At 43.1% G+C, this 15,977-nt stretch carries 17 protein-coding genes; 12 read left to right on the top strand and 5 right to left on the bottom strand.

Translation table 11 applies throughout. The annotated features are described in order from the left end of the window. Positions 1 to 28: 28 nt before the first annotated feature. The 6 genes from R8G66_19010 to R8G66_18985 are packed head-to-tail and all read left to right on the top strand — an operon-like array spanning position 29 to position 5,369. The gene (locus R8G66_19010) at positions 29 to 469 is read left to right on the top strand and encodes a 3-hydroxyacyl-ACP dehydratase FabZ family protein (protein MDW3194475.1); all 441 of its coding nucleotides are present in this window, start codon (positions 29 to 31) and stop codon (positions 467 to 469) included. Further along, positions 469 to 1,746 carry a beta-ketoacyl-[acyl-carrier-protein] synthase family protein gene (locus R8G66_19005; protein ID MDW3194474.1) on the top strand — a complete coding sequence of 426 codons (1,278 nt, stop codon included), beginning with the start codon at positions 469 to 471 and terminating at the stop codon, positions 1,744 to 1,746. Before R8G66_19010 ends, R8G66_19005 begins: the two co-directional genes overlap by 1 nt. A 5-nt stretch (positions 1,747 to 1,751) precedes the next feature. Beyond that, positions 1,752 to 2,012: an acyl carrier protein gene (locus R8G66_19000; protein ID MDW3194473.1), complete on the top strand. Its 261-nt coding sequence runs from the start codon at positions 1,752 to 1,754 to the stop codon at positions 2,010 to 2,012. Positions 2,013 to 2,015: 3 nt separating this feature from the next. Next, a complete protein-coding gene (locus R8G66_18995; GenBank protein ID MDW3194472.1) occupies positions 2,016 to 2,618 on the top strand; it encodes a 4'-phosphopantetheinyl transferase superfamily protein in 603 nt (200 codons plus the stop codon). Positions 2,619 to 2,630: 12 nt separating this feature from the next. Further along, a complete protein-coding gene (locus R8G66_18990) occupies positions 2,631 to 3,590 on the top strand; it encodes an NAD-dependent epimerase/dehydratase family protein (GenBank protein MDW3194471.1) in 960 nt (319 codons plus the stop codon). Positions 3,591 to 3,605: 15 nt separating this feature from the next. Continuing rightward, positions 3,606 to 5,369, top strand: coding sequence for a cyclic peptide export ABC transporter (locus R8G66_18985; protein ID MDW3194470.1), 1,764 nt, complete (start codon positions 3,606 to 3,608; stop codon positions 5,367 to 5,369). On the opposite strand, the gene R8G66_18980 is transcribed toward R8G66_18985, so the two are convergent. Continuing rightward, positions 5,366 to 5,566 (bottom strand): hypothetical protein, encoded by a 201-nt coding sequence (locus R8G66_18980; protein MDW3194469.1) that lies wholly within the window; start codon positions 5,564 to 5,566, stop codon positions 5,366 to 5,368. The two genes, R8G66_18985 and R8G66_18980, sit on opposite strands and share 4 nt — an antisense overlap. 221 nt (positions 5,567 to 5,787) lie before the next feature. Here R8G66_18980 and R8G66_18975 point away from each other — a divergent pair, with 221 nt between their 5' ends. Genes R8G66_18975 through R8G66_18960 form a run of 4 tightly spaced genes read left to right on the top strand, consistent with a single transcriptional unit; the run spans position 5,788 to position 8,930 of the window. Continuing rightward, positions 5,788 to 6,609: an arginase family protein gene (locus R8G66_18975; protein MDW3194468.1), complete on the top strand. Its 822-nt coding sequence runs from the start codon at positions 5,788 to 5,790 to the stop codon at positions 6,607 to 6,609. A gap of 23 nt (positions 6,610 to 6,632) precedes the next feature. Next, a complete protein-coding gene (locus R8G66_18970; GenBank protein ID MDW3194467.1) occupies positions 6,633 to 7,838 on the top strand; it encodes a dipeptidase in 1,206 nt (401 codons plus the stop codon). 7 nt (positions 7,839 to 7,845) lie between these two features. Further along, complete coding sequence (locus R8G66_18965; GenBank protein ID MDW3194466.1) at positions 7,846 to 8,199, top strand: hypothetical protein; 354 nt, start codon at positions 7,846 to 7,848, stop codon at positions 8,197 to 8,199. 17 nt (positions 8,200 to 8,216) lie between these two features. Then, on the top strand, positions 8,217 to 8,930 hold the full coding sequence (locus R8G66_18960) for a hypothetical protein (protein ID MDW3194465.1): 714 nt from the start codon (positions 8,217 to 8,219) through the stop codon (positions 8,928 to 8,930). A 423-nt stretch (positions 8,931 to 9,353) separates the two neighbouring features. Here R8G66_18960 and R8G66_18955 read toward each other — a convergent pair whose 3' ends face one another. The 4 genes from R8G66_18955 to R8G66_18940 form a co-directional block, all read right to left on the bottom strand. Further along, positions 9,354 to 10,427: an SO2930 family diheme c-type cytochrome gene (locus R8G66_18955; protein MDW3194464.1), complete on the bottom strand. Its 1,074-nt coding sequence runs from the start codon at positions 10,425 to 10,427 to the stop codon at positions 9,354 to 9,356. Further along, positions 10,424 to 11,656, bottom strand: coding sequence for a parallel beta-helix domain-containing protein (locus tag R8G66_18950; GenBank protein ID MDW3194463.1), 1,233 nt, complete (start codon positions 11,654 to 11,656; stop codon positions 10,424 to 10,426). Before R8G66_18950 ends, R8G66_18955 begins: the two co-directional genes overlap by 4 nt. Before the next feature lie 209 nt (positions 11,657 to 11,865). Beyond that, positions 11,866 to 13,173: an AarF/UbiB family protein gene (locus tag R8G66_18945; GenBank protein MDW3194462.1), complete on the bottom strand. Its 1,308-nt coding sequence runs from the start codon at positions 13,171 to 13,173 to the stop codon at positions 11,866 to 11,868. A gap of 8 nt (positions 13,174 to 13,181) precedes the next feature. Next, entirely contained in the window at positions 13,182 to 13,847 is a 666-nt protein-coding gene (locus R8G66_18940) for a TetR family transcriptional regulator C-terminal domain-containing protein (GenBank protein MDW3194461.1), read from the bottom strand. A 122-nt stretch (positions 13,848 to 13,969) separates the two neighbouring features. On the opposite strand from R8G66_18940, the gene R8G66_18935 reads away from it, so the two are divergent. Next, positions 13,970 to 14,626, top strand: coding sequence for a DUF6503 family protein (locus tag R8G66_18935; protein ID MDW3194460.1), 657 nt, complete (start codon positions 13,970 to 13,972; stop codon positions 14,624 to 14,626). After that, on the top strand, positions 14,627 to 15,529 hold the full coding sequence (locus R8G66_18930) for a hypothetical protein (GenBank protein ID MDW3194459.1): 903 nt from the start codon (positions 14,627 to 14,629) through the stop codon (positions 15,527 to 15,529). Positions 15,530 to 15,977 lie beyond the last annotated feature (448 nt).

The following is a 15,977-nucleotide window of genomic DNA, read 5'->3' as shown; positions in this document are numbered from 1 at the left end:
TGATAAAAATAGCATATAGGATTAACTGATGCAGGAGATCATAGATCAATTACCATACCAAAAACCATTTCTGTTTGTCGATCATCTGGAGAAGCTGGATGAGAACGGCGCAATCGGCAGTTATACCCTAAAAGAAGAGGAGTTCTTCTATCAAGGACATTTTCCCGAAAACCCGGTAACACCTGGTGTGATCCTTACGGAAATCGCAGCCCAGATAGGACTGGTAAGTTTAGGGATCTACTTGCTGCAAAATCAAACGGAAGGAGAGGTGATTCCCGTATTTTCTTCGTCGAACATGGACTTTTTGAAACCTGTTTATCCTGGCGAGAAAGTAAAGGTATTTTCCACCAAAGAATACTTCCGGTTCAGTAAGTTGAAATGCAAGGTAGTGATGTTGAATGAGGCTGGAGAGGAAGTGTGTAAGGGGACGTTATCAGGCATGGTCACACGAAAGGCGAATAAGAACTAATGGAATATAAGCGAGTTGTAATCACCGGACTTGGAGTGACCTCCCCCAATGGGATTGGTATACCAGATTTTGGTGACGCTATCAAAAACGGAAAATCAGGAATTACAAGTTGGCCGGAATTGGCAGACCTGAATTTTCGGTGCCAGGTAGGTGGAAAGCCACCGATCACCATGGAATACCTGGAGCAAAAGTTACCCGCCTATATAGCTAAGAAGATCACCAATAACGCCATTTTGTATGCTTGTCTTGCCGGAGTAGAGGCATGGGAAGATGCAGGACTGGAGGTTTTAAGTAAAGAGACTGACTTTGATACAGGGGCTGCTTTTGGAGCAGGGGCGTTGGGGCTGGATAGCTTTATTACGTCCAAGACTTCACCTATCGACGAAGGCAATCATAAGATATTAGGAGCGGGTGCCATCCCTCAGAGTATGAGCAGTGGCGCCAGTGCTTATTTGAATCAGATCCTTGGGTTTGGTAACCGGGTGATGTCCAATTCTTCGGCCTGTATCACAGGTTCAGAAGCCGTATCTCAAGGTTACGAATGGATACGAATGGGACGTGCCAAGCGCATGTTGTGTGGTGGAACCGAAGGTGATGGTCGTTACATCTGGGGTGGTTTTGACGCCATGCGCATCCTGTGCAGTGCTTATAACGATGACCCAACTAAAGCATCCCGGCCCATGTCAAGTACTCCAATGGGATTTGTGCCCGGTGGTGGAGCAGGGGCTTTGATGTTAGAAGAATTAGATTCTGCGTTGGAACGTGGAGCGAAGATATACGGTGAGGTCATTGGCTCTTTTGTAAATACGGGAGGCCAGCGATCCGGAGGCTCAATGACTGCTGCTAATCCGGAAGGTGTTCGGCGTTGTATCAAAGGGGCGATTGCCGATTCGGGGATCAAACCTTCAGAAATTGACCTGATCAACGGACACTTGACCTCTACCAAAGGCGATGTAGTGGAAATAAACAACTGGTCGAACGCGTTAGGACTGGAAGGAGATGATTTTCCTTACATCAATGCGACCAAATCCATGATCGGTCATTGCATCGGTGGAGCAGGAGCAATTGAATTAGTGGGGACGGTTTTGCAAATGCACGAAAATTTTATTCACCCTACGTTGAACCTTGAGGAGGTTCATCCCGATATACTGTCAAAAGTTTCGGCTGAAAAATTACCAACAAAGAAAATAGACAAAGAAATCAACATAGCAATCAAGTCAAACTTCGGTTTTGGTGACCTGAATTGCTGTGTCGTACTTAAATCCTGGAAAAACTAATAATTATGAATAGAGAGAGCATACTTTCCAAATTGAAAGATCTGATCCAACCTTATGTTGGCGACAATGATGCTTTTGGTGCGATGAATGAGAAGTCTGATCTGATCAATGATTTGAAGATCAACTCTGCACACATCGTTGATATCGTATTGGACATTGAGTCTGAGTTCGATATCATGATTGATGATGAGTCTATCAATGAAATGATCACTGTAGGCTCAAGTATTGATGTGGTAGAAGCGAAGCTTGCAGTAGCTGCTAGCTAATCTTTGCCGATCGGTAACGACATCATCGATCTGGATGAGGCAAGTAAGCATCGACCTCAGTATTATGAACGACTGAAAAGTTCGAGTTTTACTGAGGACGAATGGCTGCTGCAAGACCTTCCCGATGGAAACACGGGCCTTTGGTTGTTGTGGTCTTTGAAAGAAGCCACATTCAAATCTTTGGTTCAGGGTGATTGGGATGGTAGACGCTTCTTCCCGATAGATTATAGCGTAACATCGTTGAAGCGAAATACAAACGATTTCATTGCTGAAATTGTATTCAAAGACCGAATTGTGAGAACGATCACCTCTATTCAAAAACAGTTCTTGCATACGGTCACTAAACCTGAAAATGACCTAAAGACACGATCAGATCATTTCGAATGTCCCGGTGAAGATTATGAACATCAATCGGCGGAAGTTCGAGACCAGGCGGTTGCTGCATTGGCGCTCTACCTGGGGCAGGATCGTGGAAGCATTGCTATTATAAAGAATGAAGATCAGGTGCCTCAATTCTTTATTAATGGAGAATACCTGTCTTCAGTAGACCTATCACTATCTCACCACGGTAGATATGGAGCGTACGCCATGTCCTTCTCTCATTGAACACTGATACTGATGAAATCTGTATTAATTACTGGTGCCAATGGTTTTGTCGGTAGGCATTTACTTGAAAGAGCCCTTTCCGAAGGATACAAGGTCTACGCTGGAGTCAGGAAGAGGAGTAATATATCTAGTATCAAACATCTGGATGTTACCATCTTAAGATTAGATTACCAGCATTACTCGAACCTTAAGAACACGCTATCTGAGTACGGTCCGTTCGACTATGTGATTCACAATGCAGGAGTTACAGAAGCCATAGATATCGATGCTTACCGAAAGGGAAATGTAGAAGTGACCGGAAACCTGATCAAGGCTTTGCAAGGTGGATTGATCTCTTCCAATTTCGTTTACGTTTCTAGTTTGGCGGCCAGAGGTCCTAATTATCAAGGTAAAGACGACCCCATTTCAGATTACGGGGTTAGTAAGTCGGAAGCTGAAGCGGTGGTAAAGACCTCAGGAATCGACTATGTAATTGTTCGCCCGACTGCCGTTTATGGTTCAGGAGATGCTGCTTTTTTTGAGTTGGTAAAGTTGGTGAAGTGGGGCATTTCATTGTCTATGGGAAGTAGGGACCAAAAACTCACCTTCATTCATGGATTCGACCTGGCTAATTTGATCTTCCTTTCGGCACCATTTACAGGAAAGACGTTTTATGGACATGATGGTCATGTGAGAAGTCAGAAAGATTTGCTCAATGCCATTAAAAATGGCCTGGGAAAGAAGCGAGCATTGGGTATTCACATACCAGCAGGATTAGTCAGAAACATTTCACTTTACGTTAATACATTCTACAATCAGTTTTTAGGCAAATCCTGGCATTACAATCCACCCAAGATCAGAGAACTCCTGGCCACTGATTGGACCATTCATGAAACCAAGGACCAATCTCTATTAGAGTTTGTGCCAAAATATACCCTGGAAAGTGGGTTTCAGGAAGCCATCGATTACTACAGGGAAAAGTTTTGGCTTTAGCTTCGCGCTGCGATTATGAAGATCATTTATCTCTTTTTCAAGAAATCACCGGTCATATTTTATGTGGCTGTTATTACTGGAGCTATTTCCGGACTCGCGCTGATGGGTATGATCTACTGCATCAACGAGGGCATCAGTCATGGTGTGGAAATTCATAACATCCGTGATGGCAGCCAGCAGGTCATTGATTCGAAATGGTACCTCAATGAAGAGGACGTAGCTTCATTGAATGACCCAGAGGAACCCGGAGCTTTGAATTTTGGATATCTGATTCCTGCATTTTTAGGGCTATGGCTGATCTATGGGGCAACCAGCGTTACCGCTTCTTATTATGTGACTAGAATGAGCCAGGACGTGATTCTGGACTTACGGGTAGACCTTAGTCGCAAGATCATGAAAGCCTCCTTTACTAAAATGGAGCGAAGTAAGAATCAATTGCTCGCCATTTTAACGGATGATATCATGAGTGTGGTACAGGCTGTTACACGTTTTCCAAATATCCTGACCTCTATCACCATGGTGATGGGCGCTCTTGTTTATATGGCCTTCATTTCCTGGCAATTGATCTTCGTTTTCTTATTGTTGTTTGCGTTGGCTTATGGGTTCTTCCAAAAGCCGTTGAACAACTTTAAGCATAAAATGCGGAAGTCTCGTGATACGCAGAAAGACCTGCTGGGTCATTTCAATGCTTTGATCAATGGCTTAAAGGAATTGTTATTGAACTTCAGGTTGCGAGACAATTTCGTTGAAAACGTATTGCTTCCTTCAGCCAGAGATCAGAAAGAATACAACCTATGGTCCAATATTTGGGTATCTGTTTTTTCCCGATCTGCGGAAATGGTATTGCTCATAGGCTTTGGGAGTATTTTGATCATCATTTCGAATACAGAATTTGTGACCTTCGCAACCTTGAAGGACTTTTTGATGGTGGCTTTGTTTACGATCTCTCCATTAAGTAATATCAGTAGCTTCTTGCCATTCCTCGGTAAAATTGACGTGGCATTGGAACAGATAGAAAGTACAGGTCTGATGCTGGATGAAGCAAAAATTGATCGCACCATCGAGGCTCCTGATTTTAACAAAAAGTCAGAGACTTATCTCGAGCTGAAGGATGTAACTTATCAGTATTACCATGAAGGTGAGGAGAAGTTTTTCCAGCTGGGACCTATCAACCTGGAGATCAATAAAGGGGAAATGATCTACCTGCTTGGAGGCAATGGAAGTGGAAAAAGTACATTAGCGAAGATCATTTGTGGGCTTTACATTCCGGAATCAGGAAGCATTGAGATGGCAGGCGTTGAGCAGAAACAAGGAAATCTGGATGCTTATCGTGAGAACTTCAATAGCATTTTCACGGACTTCTTCCTTTTCACTGATTTAGGTCATGTAGATGCTGAACGCTTAAAGGCTGATGTCGAAAAGTACCTGAAGCTGTTAGAGCTGGATAAGAAAGTCAAGATTGAGGATAACAAACTTTCAACCACGAATTTATCGACTGGTCAACGTCAACGATTGGCATTATTACTTTCCTATTTGGATGATAAGCCTTTCTACATTTTCGATGAGTGGGCTGCCACACAAGATCCTTACTACAAAGAGGTGTATTACCGCACCTTACTACCGGATTTGAAAGCCAAAGGAAAGACTTTACTGATCATTACCCATGATGAGAAGTACTTCGATGGTGCAGATCGATTCATCATGCTGCAGGATGGACAAATGCTTAATCCGGATGATCATGAAGATCTCCTGGCAATATACAATCAGGGGGTTTCTTAAATTTCCTTTCTCTGAATCTGTTCCACGTAATCTACAGATACATCAGCAATTTTTGCGATCTGTTCGATCGATAAGCTGGATTCGTTCAGCATATTTCTGGTGAGCTTGATCGTATTTTCAGTTATGCCTCTTTCAATCCCTTGCTCAACACCCTCCAGATAGAGTCCGCTTTTAGTGATATCAGAGGTAATTTGCATATATGCTAATTGTTTTTCGCTACTTGTTTGAAGAGTAAACCGGATACTACGACTAATTGTTTGAAATATCTCTTATTGTACCAGGGTGCAATGTATTTGGAGCATCAATTAGGTGGCTATTTTTTACTTTAAACTGAAGTCAAAGTCGCCCATGAGCAGTTGTTTTGAATGAGTTGCTGTCTTGAATCACTAATTTCGTAATTCCAAACGAAATACCCAGAATGGATCAGCATCTAAATCTTTGTTTCCCCGAATGGCAGGGCTACGCCGAGTCCAACTCTGTTTATTTCGGAGCATTGAGATTACAGCAATTGCTGTCTACCACCCACCAGTTCACCAGCATTCCAGTGCCTGAGCAAGAAGACCTGTTTCTTGAGAATGACATCATTGGATTTGAAGCCAACCTGCGTCAATTGAAAGCCACAGCGCATGTGCTGAAACAAGAAAAGCCTGCATCCATCTTTATGGTTGGAGGGACATGCGCGGCGGAAATTGCCCCTGTTTCTTACCTTAATAACTATTACCACGGGAACCTCACCGTACTTTGGCTGGATGCCCACGGAGACTTAAATACGCCGCAATCTTCACCCAGCAAACATTTTCACGGAATGCCTTTGCGAGCCTTGCTTGGTGAGTCTGATCCTTATGTTTTGCAACATGCTTTTTCGAAGTTGAATCCGGATCAGGTGGTGCTAGCAGGGACCAGGGATTTGGATCAGGAAGAAGAGCGTTACATTGCTGCCAATCAAATTCAGGTGGTAACCCCCGAAAATATCACTCAAGTCGTGGATCGCGTACTCGAAAAAGAAAAAGCGCATGTCTATGTCCATATTGACCTGGATGTATTGGACCCATCTTCATTTCCTCATTTGCTTTTGCCTATTCCCGGCGGAGTTTTGATTGATACACTTTTGAAACAATTGAATGAATTGGTAAGAGAAATCCCCTTGGTCGGGGCAAGTATTGTAGAATATGTTCCTGATGGAAATTCCGGAGAACCTGTTCTTAAGGAAATTGTAGCGGCACTGGGTTTGGGTCAGTAGTCGATCCTGCTTAAGTTTATCCCATGGTGAAGGAATCAAGAACCCTTTTGGGAAGGTTTATGCGTGCCCTTAGAGATTTGCTGGGTGTCCTAATTCTACTAGGATTAGTGGTGTTTTTCTTTGTTGTGGGCAAGTGGGTCGACCGACAAAATAACGTTCGATTGAGGGATATTAACGAACCTATTATTGTATCTGAAAGAGCCAAAAGGCTTCACGCAACGATAGCTGTTGCCGATTGGCATTCAGACAATTTGCTGTGGGACCGAGATCCGTTGACCAAACACGATCATGGACATGTGGATATACCACGTTTGATTGAAGGGAATTTTGCCATTCAGGTATTCGATGCGGTGATTAAAGTGCCTCAAGGACTCAATTATGAATCCAACACGGAAAGAACAGATCAGATCAAGTTGCTGTCCATGGCCAATCGTTGGCCAGTATCCAGTTGGTTTGGCCTAATTGAAAGAGCACTCCATCAAAGTCAGGTTTTACACGACGCAGCTAATGAATCTTCGGATCTGGTGATCATCAAGACGCGAGGCGACCTGGAATACTTCATGAAACAATGGAATACGAATGGTGGTCAAATCGGCGGGATGTTATCCATTGAAGGTCTTCATGCCATGGAAGGGAAGCTGGAGAACCTTCAGGTATTGATCGATGCAGGTTATCGAATGTTTGGTCTGGTGCATTTTTTCGACAATGAAATTGGTGGATCTTCTGCGGGTGTAGAGCAAGGCGGCTTAACAGACCTGGGTAGACAAGTGGTACGCATCATGAATGAAGAGTCCATCATCATAGACCTGGCACATGCATCAGAGCAATTGATTGACGAAGTATTGGCAATGACCACAAAACCTGTGGTGGTTTCGCATACTGGCGTTAAAGGTGTGCATGATAGCCCCAGAAACCTTAGTGATCGTCAGCTCCGTGCCATTGCCGAAAATGGGGGCATGGTTGGCCTGGGGTTTTGGGAAGAAGCTTCAGGAGGCGAGTCGGTGAATGACATTGCAAGAGCCATTCGCTACACTGCTGACCTGATCGGTGTGGAACATGTGAGTCTAGGTTCCGATTTTGATGGAGCCGTGACCGTCCCTTTTGATGCTTCACAAATCATTTTACTGACTGAAGCATTGATGACCGTAGGATTCAGTGACGAAGAAATCACCCAGATCATGGGTGGCAATCAGATCCGTTTTTTGATGGAGAATTTGCCTGGCAATTAATTGAGCCATGACACCAGATGAATTTGTCGAAATCATTCAATATAACGAGGAATGGTTTTTGTTAGGCTTTTTACCTCAAGGAGTCATTCAGCAACAAATGGAAGAGTGGTCCATTTCAAACGATCGAAACATAGAGCACTACAAGTGGGGAGCGTATAGGTATATCTTGGACAATGAAGATTTCAAAAACAAGGACAGGTTATTAGCTTTTGTACAGCTTATGGAATCAGACCCCAATGAACATTTATACAAAGGAGCGATCCATTCTCTAATCGAAATTCATGGCGTTTATCCCAAAACTCTCGCGGAATTTGGAGGAGAAAGAATTTCGAATAATCCTGTTATCTTGAAAATGCTGTAGCATTCAAACTAGTCAATATGAAAATCATTTTCAAAACCCTAAAGGAAAAATGGCCGGAGTATTTTCTGGAGATACTGGTGATTACCTTGGGTATTCTGGGAGCGCTTTTGCTGAATAACTGGAACGACGGGCGAAAAGCCAGAAACGTTCAGAAAAAGACCATGGAACGTATGATCGATGACATGGAGAGTGATATCGAGCGCTATGAGTTTCTGAACAGACGTTTTGATGTAAGAATCGGTAAATGTGATTCGGTCTTGCAATTGATCCAGACGCAAAAGACACTGGATGATCGGCTTGGGATCATCGCGGTTGAATTGGTCAGTTTGTATTTAGTGGAAGCACATACAACCACTTACGAAGAGATGCTCAATACCAGCCGCATTTATTCTTTGAAGAACGGTCGATTACGATGGAGGATCATTAATTATTATAAGAACATCAATAAATGGAGTACTTACATTGAAAAGGACAATGACCAACTACGGGAGCGAATGATTTCACCAGGACTCAATGACTATTGGTCGATTCAGCAAGCCCTATGGAACGATGTTCCTATTGATCCCAAGAAATATCCATGGCTTAATCAGGAATTATCTAATGAGCTCAATGAAATTGAACATTTGATTTATCAGATCAAATACACTTTTGAGGGAAATAAGTCTGCAATTGGTACCCTTTCGGCCATTTCGGAGAACCTGCTCAAGGATCTGAAGCGAGTCTATGAATGACCCAAGTCAATTAAAAAGAGAGTGTGGGAATAACTTTGCTGTTGATCAGATGGGTACTCTTTAAATAATCTCGATTATCATTTGTGCCAACCACAACAGCCAACAGAAAAATACAGTTTTATGATAATTCTCAGGGGTAATATGTTCACTCGATATTAATGTGCCGAGGGTTATTTTTTTCTGAGCTTGAGAGGAGGGTGATTTAAAGCTAGCATATACATTAAGCCACATCCATCCAATCACGTAGATCATACCAGTCCTTACAAGCGATGATAATATGACGTAAATCAAGTCGGAGGATGGGAAGTAATAAATGAATGAAATCAAGAACGCAGAAATCGGTATGATCCAATTGAAAAACATCTTGTAGTTCAATTGATTCAGTAGTTGTTGTATTTTAAAGTAAAGCAAAGATGTCTCTATTTAATTATCCATCTCCCTGATCCACTCCTCGACCAAGGCGATACCTTCTATGTGTTGTAGCTTCCTCCCGACTTCAGGCATCATCTCTCCCGGATCTAGCGACTTAATGCGATGCATGAGGATGGAGTTTTCTGGTTTCCCAGGTACAATGCCGAATTTCAATCCGGCAGAGCCTCGTCCAGCAGCCACCGGTGGCTTGTTGATGCCAATTTCGTAATCGGTACTGGTGGAAGCCAGGAGGTGTAGCCCAGTGTTTTTTGCAGGACCTTCTTTTCTGTGGCAATGTGCACAATTGATTTCCAGCCAGGCACGGGCACGCTGGTCTAAGGTGCCTGTTTGAGGATCGTCCCATTTGGCCAAAGTAGGCCACTGCTGAGGAGGATCGATGTTTTCTAATAGGCCTAATTCTACCCACTTTTTTAGTTGATTGTGTCCGCCATCGGCATAATCGAAATCGTGGTTAAGCTGTCGGGCAGTAGGCCCAATAGGGACAATTTTTCCATTGAATTCATGACAACTCTTGCATTGATTTTGATTAGGAACAGAATAATTGATTCTTTGAAGCTCTCCAGAACCATCGGTCCACGAAACAGGAATAGATTTGCCTGCTATTTCCAGGAAAGCTTCTGTTTGTTCCTCATTCCATACGTAGGTCAAAGCTTTCCATTCTTCACCCTCATTGATGAGCAATCGGGTTTCAAGGATGCGTCGATCACCTTCAGGTTTTTGGAAGTCGACAGGGTAGTAGAAGTTCTTGACCAGAATGGTGGATTCCGGAAATTCCATCACTTCCGTAGCATGATAATTGGCTGCTTTTCCTTCTGGTAGTTTCACAAAACGTGCCTTGAAGGTATAATCACTGAACAGCGGAGTGTTCAGGTCATAGGGGAGCATTCCAGCCGCGGCCGTAAATGTTTTTAACTCGCCAACAAATAAGTTCCACTCGGAAAGGCGTTGTTTTTCTTGAATTTCAGTATCTCCGCCCAACGTCACTACTTCGATTTGCTTCGGGGCCTGTTCTTTTGGGCTACACGCAAAAACGAAGATCAACCATCCTAAAATTCCGTATTTCATAAAGTAATTTTCTGATCAATTCGTGTTCCTTCACAATCGAAAGCCGTCCATTCTGTGGTCAGCGCTTCAAACTCATTGGCTGCATCCAGGTCAGCAAAGTTGATTTCACCATTTTCACTCAGGCAAAATCCTAATTGCGTGCGATCAGGAGAAATGCCATCCCAGACGATATCAGGTGTATTGAAAGGGAATTTGGTCAGGAACAGCAGTCCAAAATCGTTCTTCAAAGTCGGGAACCAATGACTGTTGTCAAATTGGTTGTGATGGACATACATCTGTGTAGGGTAGGGGTCGTATCGCTCGTCGTTTTTCGCCGTTTCTATGTTGTTGTCCAATTGCGTCCCTTCTCCGCTGCCTAAAGCCGAAACCAGATCATAACTGGCTATCGCCAATCCTGCGGTTTTATTGTCGGTCACTACATTTTCAAAAATCTCTATGTTTCGCGTAGCTAGCAACATGATGCCAGTACCCGGAGGTACGGTAGCGACGATATTACCCTCTGGCGCGAAATTTTTGAAATTGTTTTTCTCTACTACGTTTTTGTAAACCCGTGTGGTATGCCCAAACTGAGTCAATCCGGGTAAATCAAATACCAAAATACCTCCCGTATTTTGGAAAGCTTCATTTCCATAGATTTCTACCCATTTGGAGTTTTCACTTTCAATGCCCGCCACGTTGTGATAGACCTTGTTGTTTCTTATGATTACAGAATCAGATTGACCAACATAGATTCCTGCATCACTGGCACCTGCTGCAATGGAATTTTGGATCAATACATTTTTACAAAGTACTGGGTAATAGGCATAGGCCCCATTGGTTTCTTTGGGTTCTCCTGTCCAATGTGATTTTACATATTGAATAGTCAGGTTGCGCGTATCCGTGATCTTGATGTTATCGCCAGGAGCATCTTCTATGGTGAAATCCTGAAGCGTGATGTTTTCGCAATTACTGATTTTGAGTCCTTCGGCGCCTTCGGTTTGGTTGGCAAATGAAAGGACCGTTTCTTCTGCTCCTGCTCCCTTGATCGTGATGTGTTTTTTGCCATCTAAAAGAATGCTCTTAGTAAACATGAAATAGCCTGCAGGCAATTCAATGACTGCTGAATCAGGGGTGGTGATGAAACGTTTTTGAAGGTCAGCTTCAATGGACTTCCAGGGGAGGTCGCGTTCCTCCGATCCACAAGAAGCGAGCAGTAAGGCAATCAGGGTTAAGGTTAGGATTTGCTTCATCGTTGAAAGATAAAGAAAAGAAGGCTTTTTCACCTCTTGAGAGGAGGCAGGGGTGTATCAAACGCCTAAATCGAAGGACCCTATAACCCTAGACCCGATAGCAATGGTACCCGGTTAGGCAATGGCGCAGGTAGCGCGGCTAAGGTAAGAACGGATAGCAGGAATGAAGAAAAGGCGGAGGAAAGCCGATGCTCTCCTCCTTTATGTTCTTAATCGAAAAACTCCGGCTTCGTCGTGGTAACGTTTGCCCTCAATTCATTTAATAGGGTGTATAAACCAAAGTAAGTTCGGTTAATGTACAAGCCATGCCTTGAGCCTCTTGGGTGCTTCGACTTACGCAACTCCTCCATCTGTGAAAGTCGATCACTCAGGTCGTAGATCTGTTGGAAATACGCGTCATCCGCAAAATCGAAGGTGTCGAAATGGAAGGGCCGCCCAAGCAAAGTGGTCATCTCCTTGAATATGTGTAGGAAAACCTTTTTTTCATGCTCGGTATCATCTTCATAAATGAAATTGAGGCCCAGTAATACTTGCATCAATTCCTCGTCATTGTCAACGATCTGCTTGCGCATGAGGACAAAGTAAGGTCCGTAGAAATCTTCAGGGATCACCTTTACACAACCAAAATCAATAACGCCAAGTTTTCCTTCTGGGGTCATCAGGAAGTTCCCCGGATGAGGATCAGCATGAACCTGCTTCAAATTGTGAATCTGATGATGATAGAATTCCCACATGGCTTGCCCAAGCTTATTGCGTACTTCCTGTGAAGGATTGGTGGCCAGGAATTCTTTAATGTGCTTGCCGTTGAGCCAATCCATGGTGATGATCCGCTCGGCTGACATTTCTTCGTAATACTCTGGGAAAAAGAGGTCAGGAATGTGAGAGCAAGCTTTGGAGATCTCTTTTGAACGTCGAACTTCCAAATGATAATCCGTTTCTTCCAGCAATTTCTCTTCTACTTCTTCCATGTATTGATCCAACTCTCTTTCATTGAGACTTAGGATTCGCAAGGCGATCGGCTTCACCAATTTCAGATCCGATCGAACACTATCCGCGACACCTGGATACTGAATTTTCACGGCATATTCTTTGTCACCGATAGTAGCTTTATGCACTTGTCCAATGGATGCCGCGTTAACCGCATTTTTAGTGAAAGAATCAAAGAATTCGTTCGGGGATTTCTTCAAGTATTTCCTGAAGGTCTGAACGACTAGTGGAAAGGACAAGGGGGGTGCACTGTATTGCCCCATGGCAAACTTTTCCTGATAGGCATTGGGCAACAGGTTTTTGTCCATGGCCAGCATTTGAGCCACTTTCAAGGCACTACCTTTCAATTCGCTTAGCGACTGATAAATGTCTGTCGCATTGTCCTTATCCAGTGTTTCTCTGGAAGCATTGGCATCCACAAGCTTTCTACCATAGTGCTTGATGTAGTTGCCACCCACTTTTGCTCCCGTCTTCACAAATTTTACCGCCCTGGACACTTTTCCGGTTGGGATCGTGGTTTGTTCCTTCATAAAATGAATTAAATTTTGTTGCTCTGATATAAAAATTTCGCCAGATCGAGGAAGGAGTCCAATGGACCTTTGCTCACCAGGTCAAAGGAGAAATTCACCGCCTTTTCAATCGCAGCATCGGTTTGTTCGTATCCGTGGCTGTCATCCTTGGCCCAGAATCGGGTCAGGAACATGAACTGGATCCAAAATCCTTTGTCATATTGTTTGCTAAATGGACGATCTGCGATTTCTGCTGTGTCTTTTCCTTCTAACAATAGATCATTGACGTATTCCTTGAAAGCATGATGCAAAGGCTTGAAGAATTCAGGATTGATCTCTTTCTGAGGCATCCGATCGAATTTCATCAATACGAAACTGCGGTTTCCTTTGATGACTTCTATCCACGTGTAATAAAAGGCCAGTAACTTCTCTCGAACGGAATATTGGACATAAGCTTCGTCTTTGTGCAGGATATCCAACGTGGCGTCGAACCATGATTTCCAAATATCCCCCTCTAAAGCCCTGAACGAATTATAGTGATCGTAGAAGTCTGCCTCTTTGATTTTCAGTGAATGACAAAAAGCAAATACCGAAGTAGGTGTCCGCTCATTCAACAACAAATACTCGATAAATCGAAGTTGCAGTTTTTCTTTTGTGATGGCTTTTTTCGCCGTTTTCTGTTTCGACTCTTCCATAGATAGCATAACGCTTATCGTATCGCTTTAGTTAACAGAAGAAGGATGTATTTTTAAACAAAAATTATTCAACTTAAGGGTGTCCATATGACATCTGTTTTTTTGAGGTTTAAAACCATACCATGCGACGATTACTGACGGTTTCTTTTTGTTTAGTCATGTTGTTTCATCTGGCCAAAAGCCAGCAACTTTCCGCAGAGGAAATATTGAATAATTCAATTGCTTTTCATGATCCCAAAGGTGAGTGGCCTTCACTCAAAACGGAGCTGACCTTCAAAGAAACCCGCCCTAATGGACCAGATAGAAAAACAATTGCTATGATTGACAACAGCAAGAGTTTTTTTAAGCTGAATCGTAATGACGAGGAAGTCTATAAAGTGGAGGTAGAGGATTGTGTGGTAGAAAAAGGAGAAGGTACCTCCGAACGTGGATTGATGCTCCGCAATTACTACACCTATTTATGGGGGTTACCCATGAAGCTGAAAGATCCAGGTACAAATCTAGATGAAACATATACTGAGGAAGAGGTCGATGGAGTAGCGTGCTATGTGTTGCGTGTGCCCTATGAAAAAGATATCTGGTATTTCTATATGCGCAAGGACAACTTTGCGATGATCGCTTATAAGTTCTACAAGGATGAAGCGGCCGGAAAAGGCGAATACATTCCCACGGAAGGATTATTCACGGTGGGGAGTATGAAGATTCCGAATAATCGTACCTGGTACGAATTGCCAGGTAACCGGGTCTTAGGGACAGATATCCTTACTGTTGCACAGTAAATGCGGGACCTTGTTATTCTGACGGATCCCCGATATCTGGATCCGGTTGATCCTACACCTTACGATTTGGACGTGTTGGAAGACGATCAAATTCTAATGGATGCTTGTCTTCAACAAGGGCTGAATGTTGATAGAAAATCCTGGGATGATCCTGAATTTGATTGGTCTTTGACAAAAACCGTGATCTTTCGCAGTACCTGGGATTATTTTGATCGATTCTCCGAGTTTAAGCAATGGCTCGAAAAAATCAAGTCTTTAACCGAATTCATCAACCCTCAGGAGCTTGTCTTTTGGAATGTGGAGAAGACCTACCTCATGGACCTGCAGTCGAAAGGCATCAGTATTGTGCCTTCGGTGCTCGTCGTGAAAGGATCGCAGCAACAGCTTCGAGGGGTTGCCGACAAGTACGGATGGGATGAAATCGTTATTAAACCTACCATTTCTGCAACGGCCAGGGACACACACCGACTTACTTATGAAGTGTTGAGCCAGGCATCAACCCAAAGCATGTTTGATAACTTATGTAAGGATAAAACCATGATGATTCAGCCTTTTTTGAGTCGGGTCCTTGAAGAAGGTGAGTTATCGATAATCGTCATTGATGGTAAAGTAACTCATGGCATTCGGAAAGTGGCTAAGGCGGGTGATTATCGCGTGCAAAGTGACTTTGGAGGGAGTATTCGAATGGAAGAACCAGACAAAACAGCAATAGCCTTTGCGGAACATGTAGTGAAATCCTGCCCCTCACTACCCTTTTATGCAAGGGTAGACTTGATCAAGAACGATAAAGACCAATGGAACCTGGGAGAAATGGAATTGATCGAGCCGGAGTTGTGGTTTCGCATGCAACCAAGTGCAGCTGATGCCTTAGCTAAGACTATCAGAGATTACTTGAAAAAGTAAGTCAAACTTCTGTCTTACTTTTAGATTAAAGCCATATCGCATTGATAGACGCAAATTCACGTTTTGGGATTGGCCTTGATCCATTTTAGTTTTTTGAGACGAATAAGAGCAGTAAAGAATAAAATTCTGTTCGAGACTTATGTAGTTTAGATTCATTAAGTGAATCACATGGCGAGTTTATTTTATTCTTGCTCTTTTGGCTTAAAAAGCGTTAAAAAATGAATCCAGCCTAGAATTTTTGGTTCTTTTTCTTCAATGGAAAAAGAACGGAAAGGAAGCGTGGTGAATGATAAGAATGGTTGATTTCGGATGTTAATCTACTTTTTAGATATTATATAAAAAATAAGACCCTCACCATTTGATGAGGGTCCCTTTGGGCGGTGTTAAGCTAGAAAGCTTTAGTTGATCAGCTTTTTCAAGCTATTCCAAAAGTAGACTACCACAACAG

The organism is Cytophagales bacterium (assembly GCA_033344775.1).
Lineage (GTDB): Bacteria > Bacteroidota > Bacteroidia > Cytophagales > Cyclobacteriaceae > JAWPMT01.
This window is presented reverse-complemented; position numbering and strand designations above follow the sequence as displayed.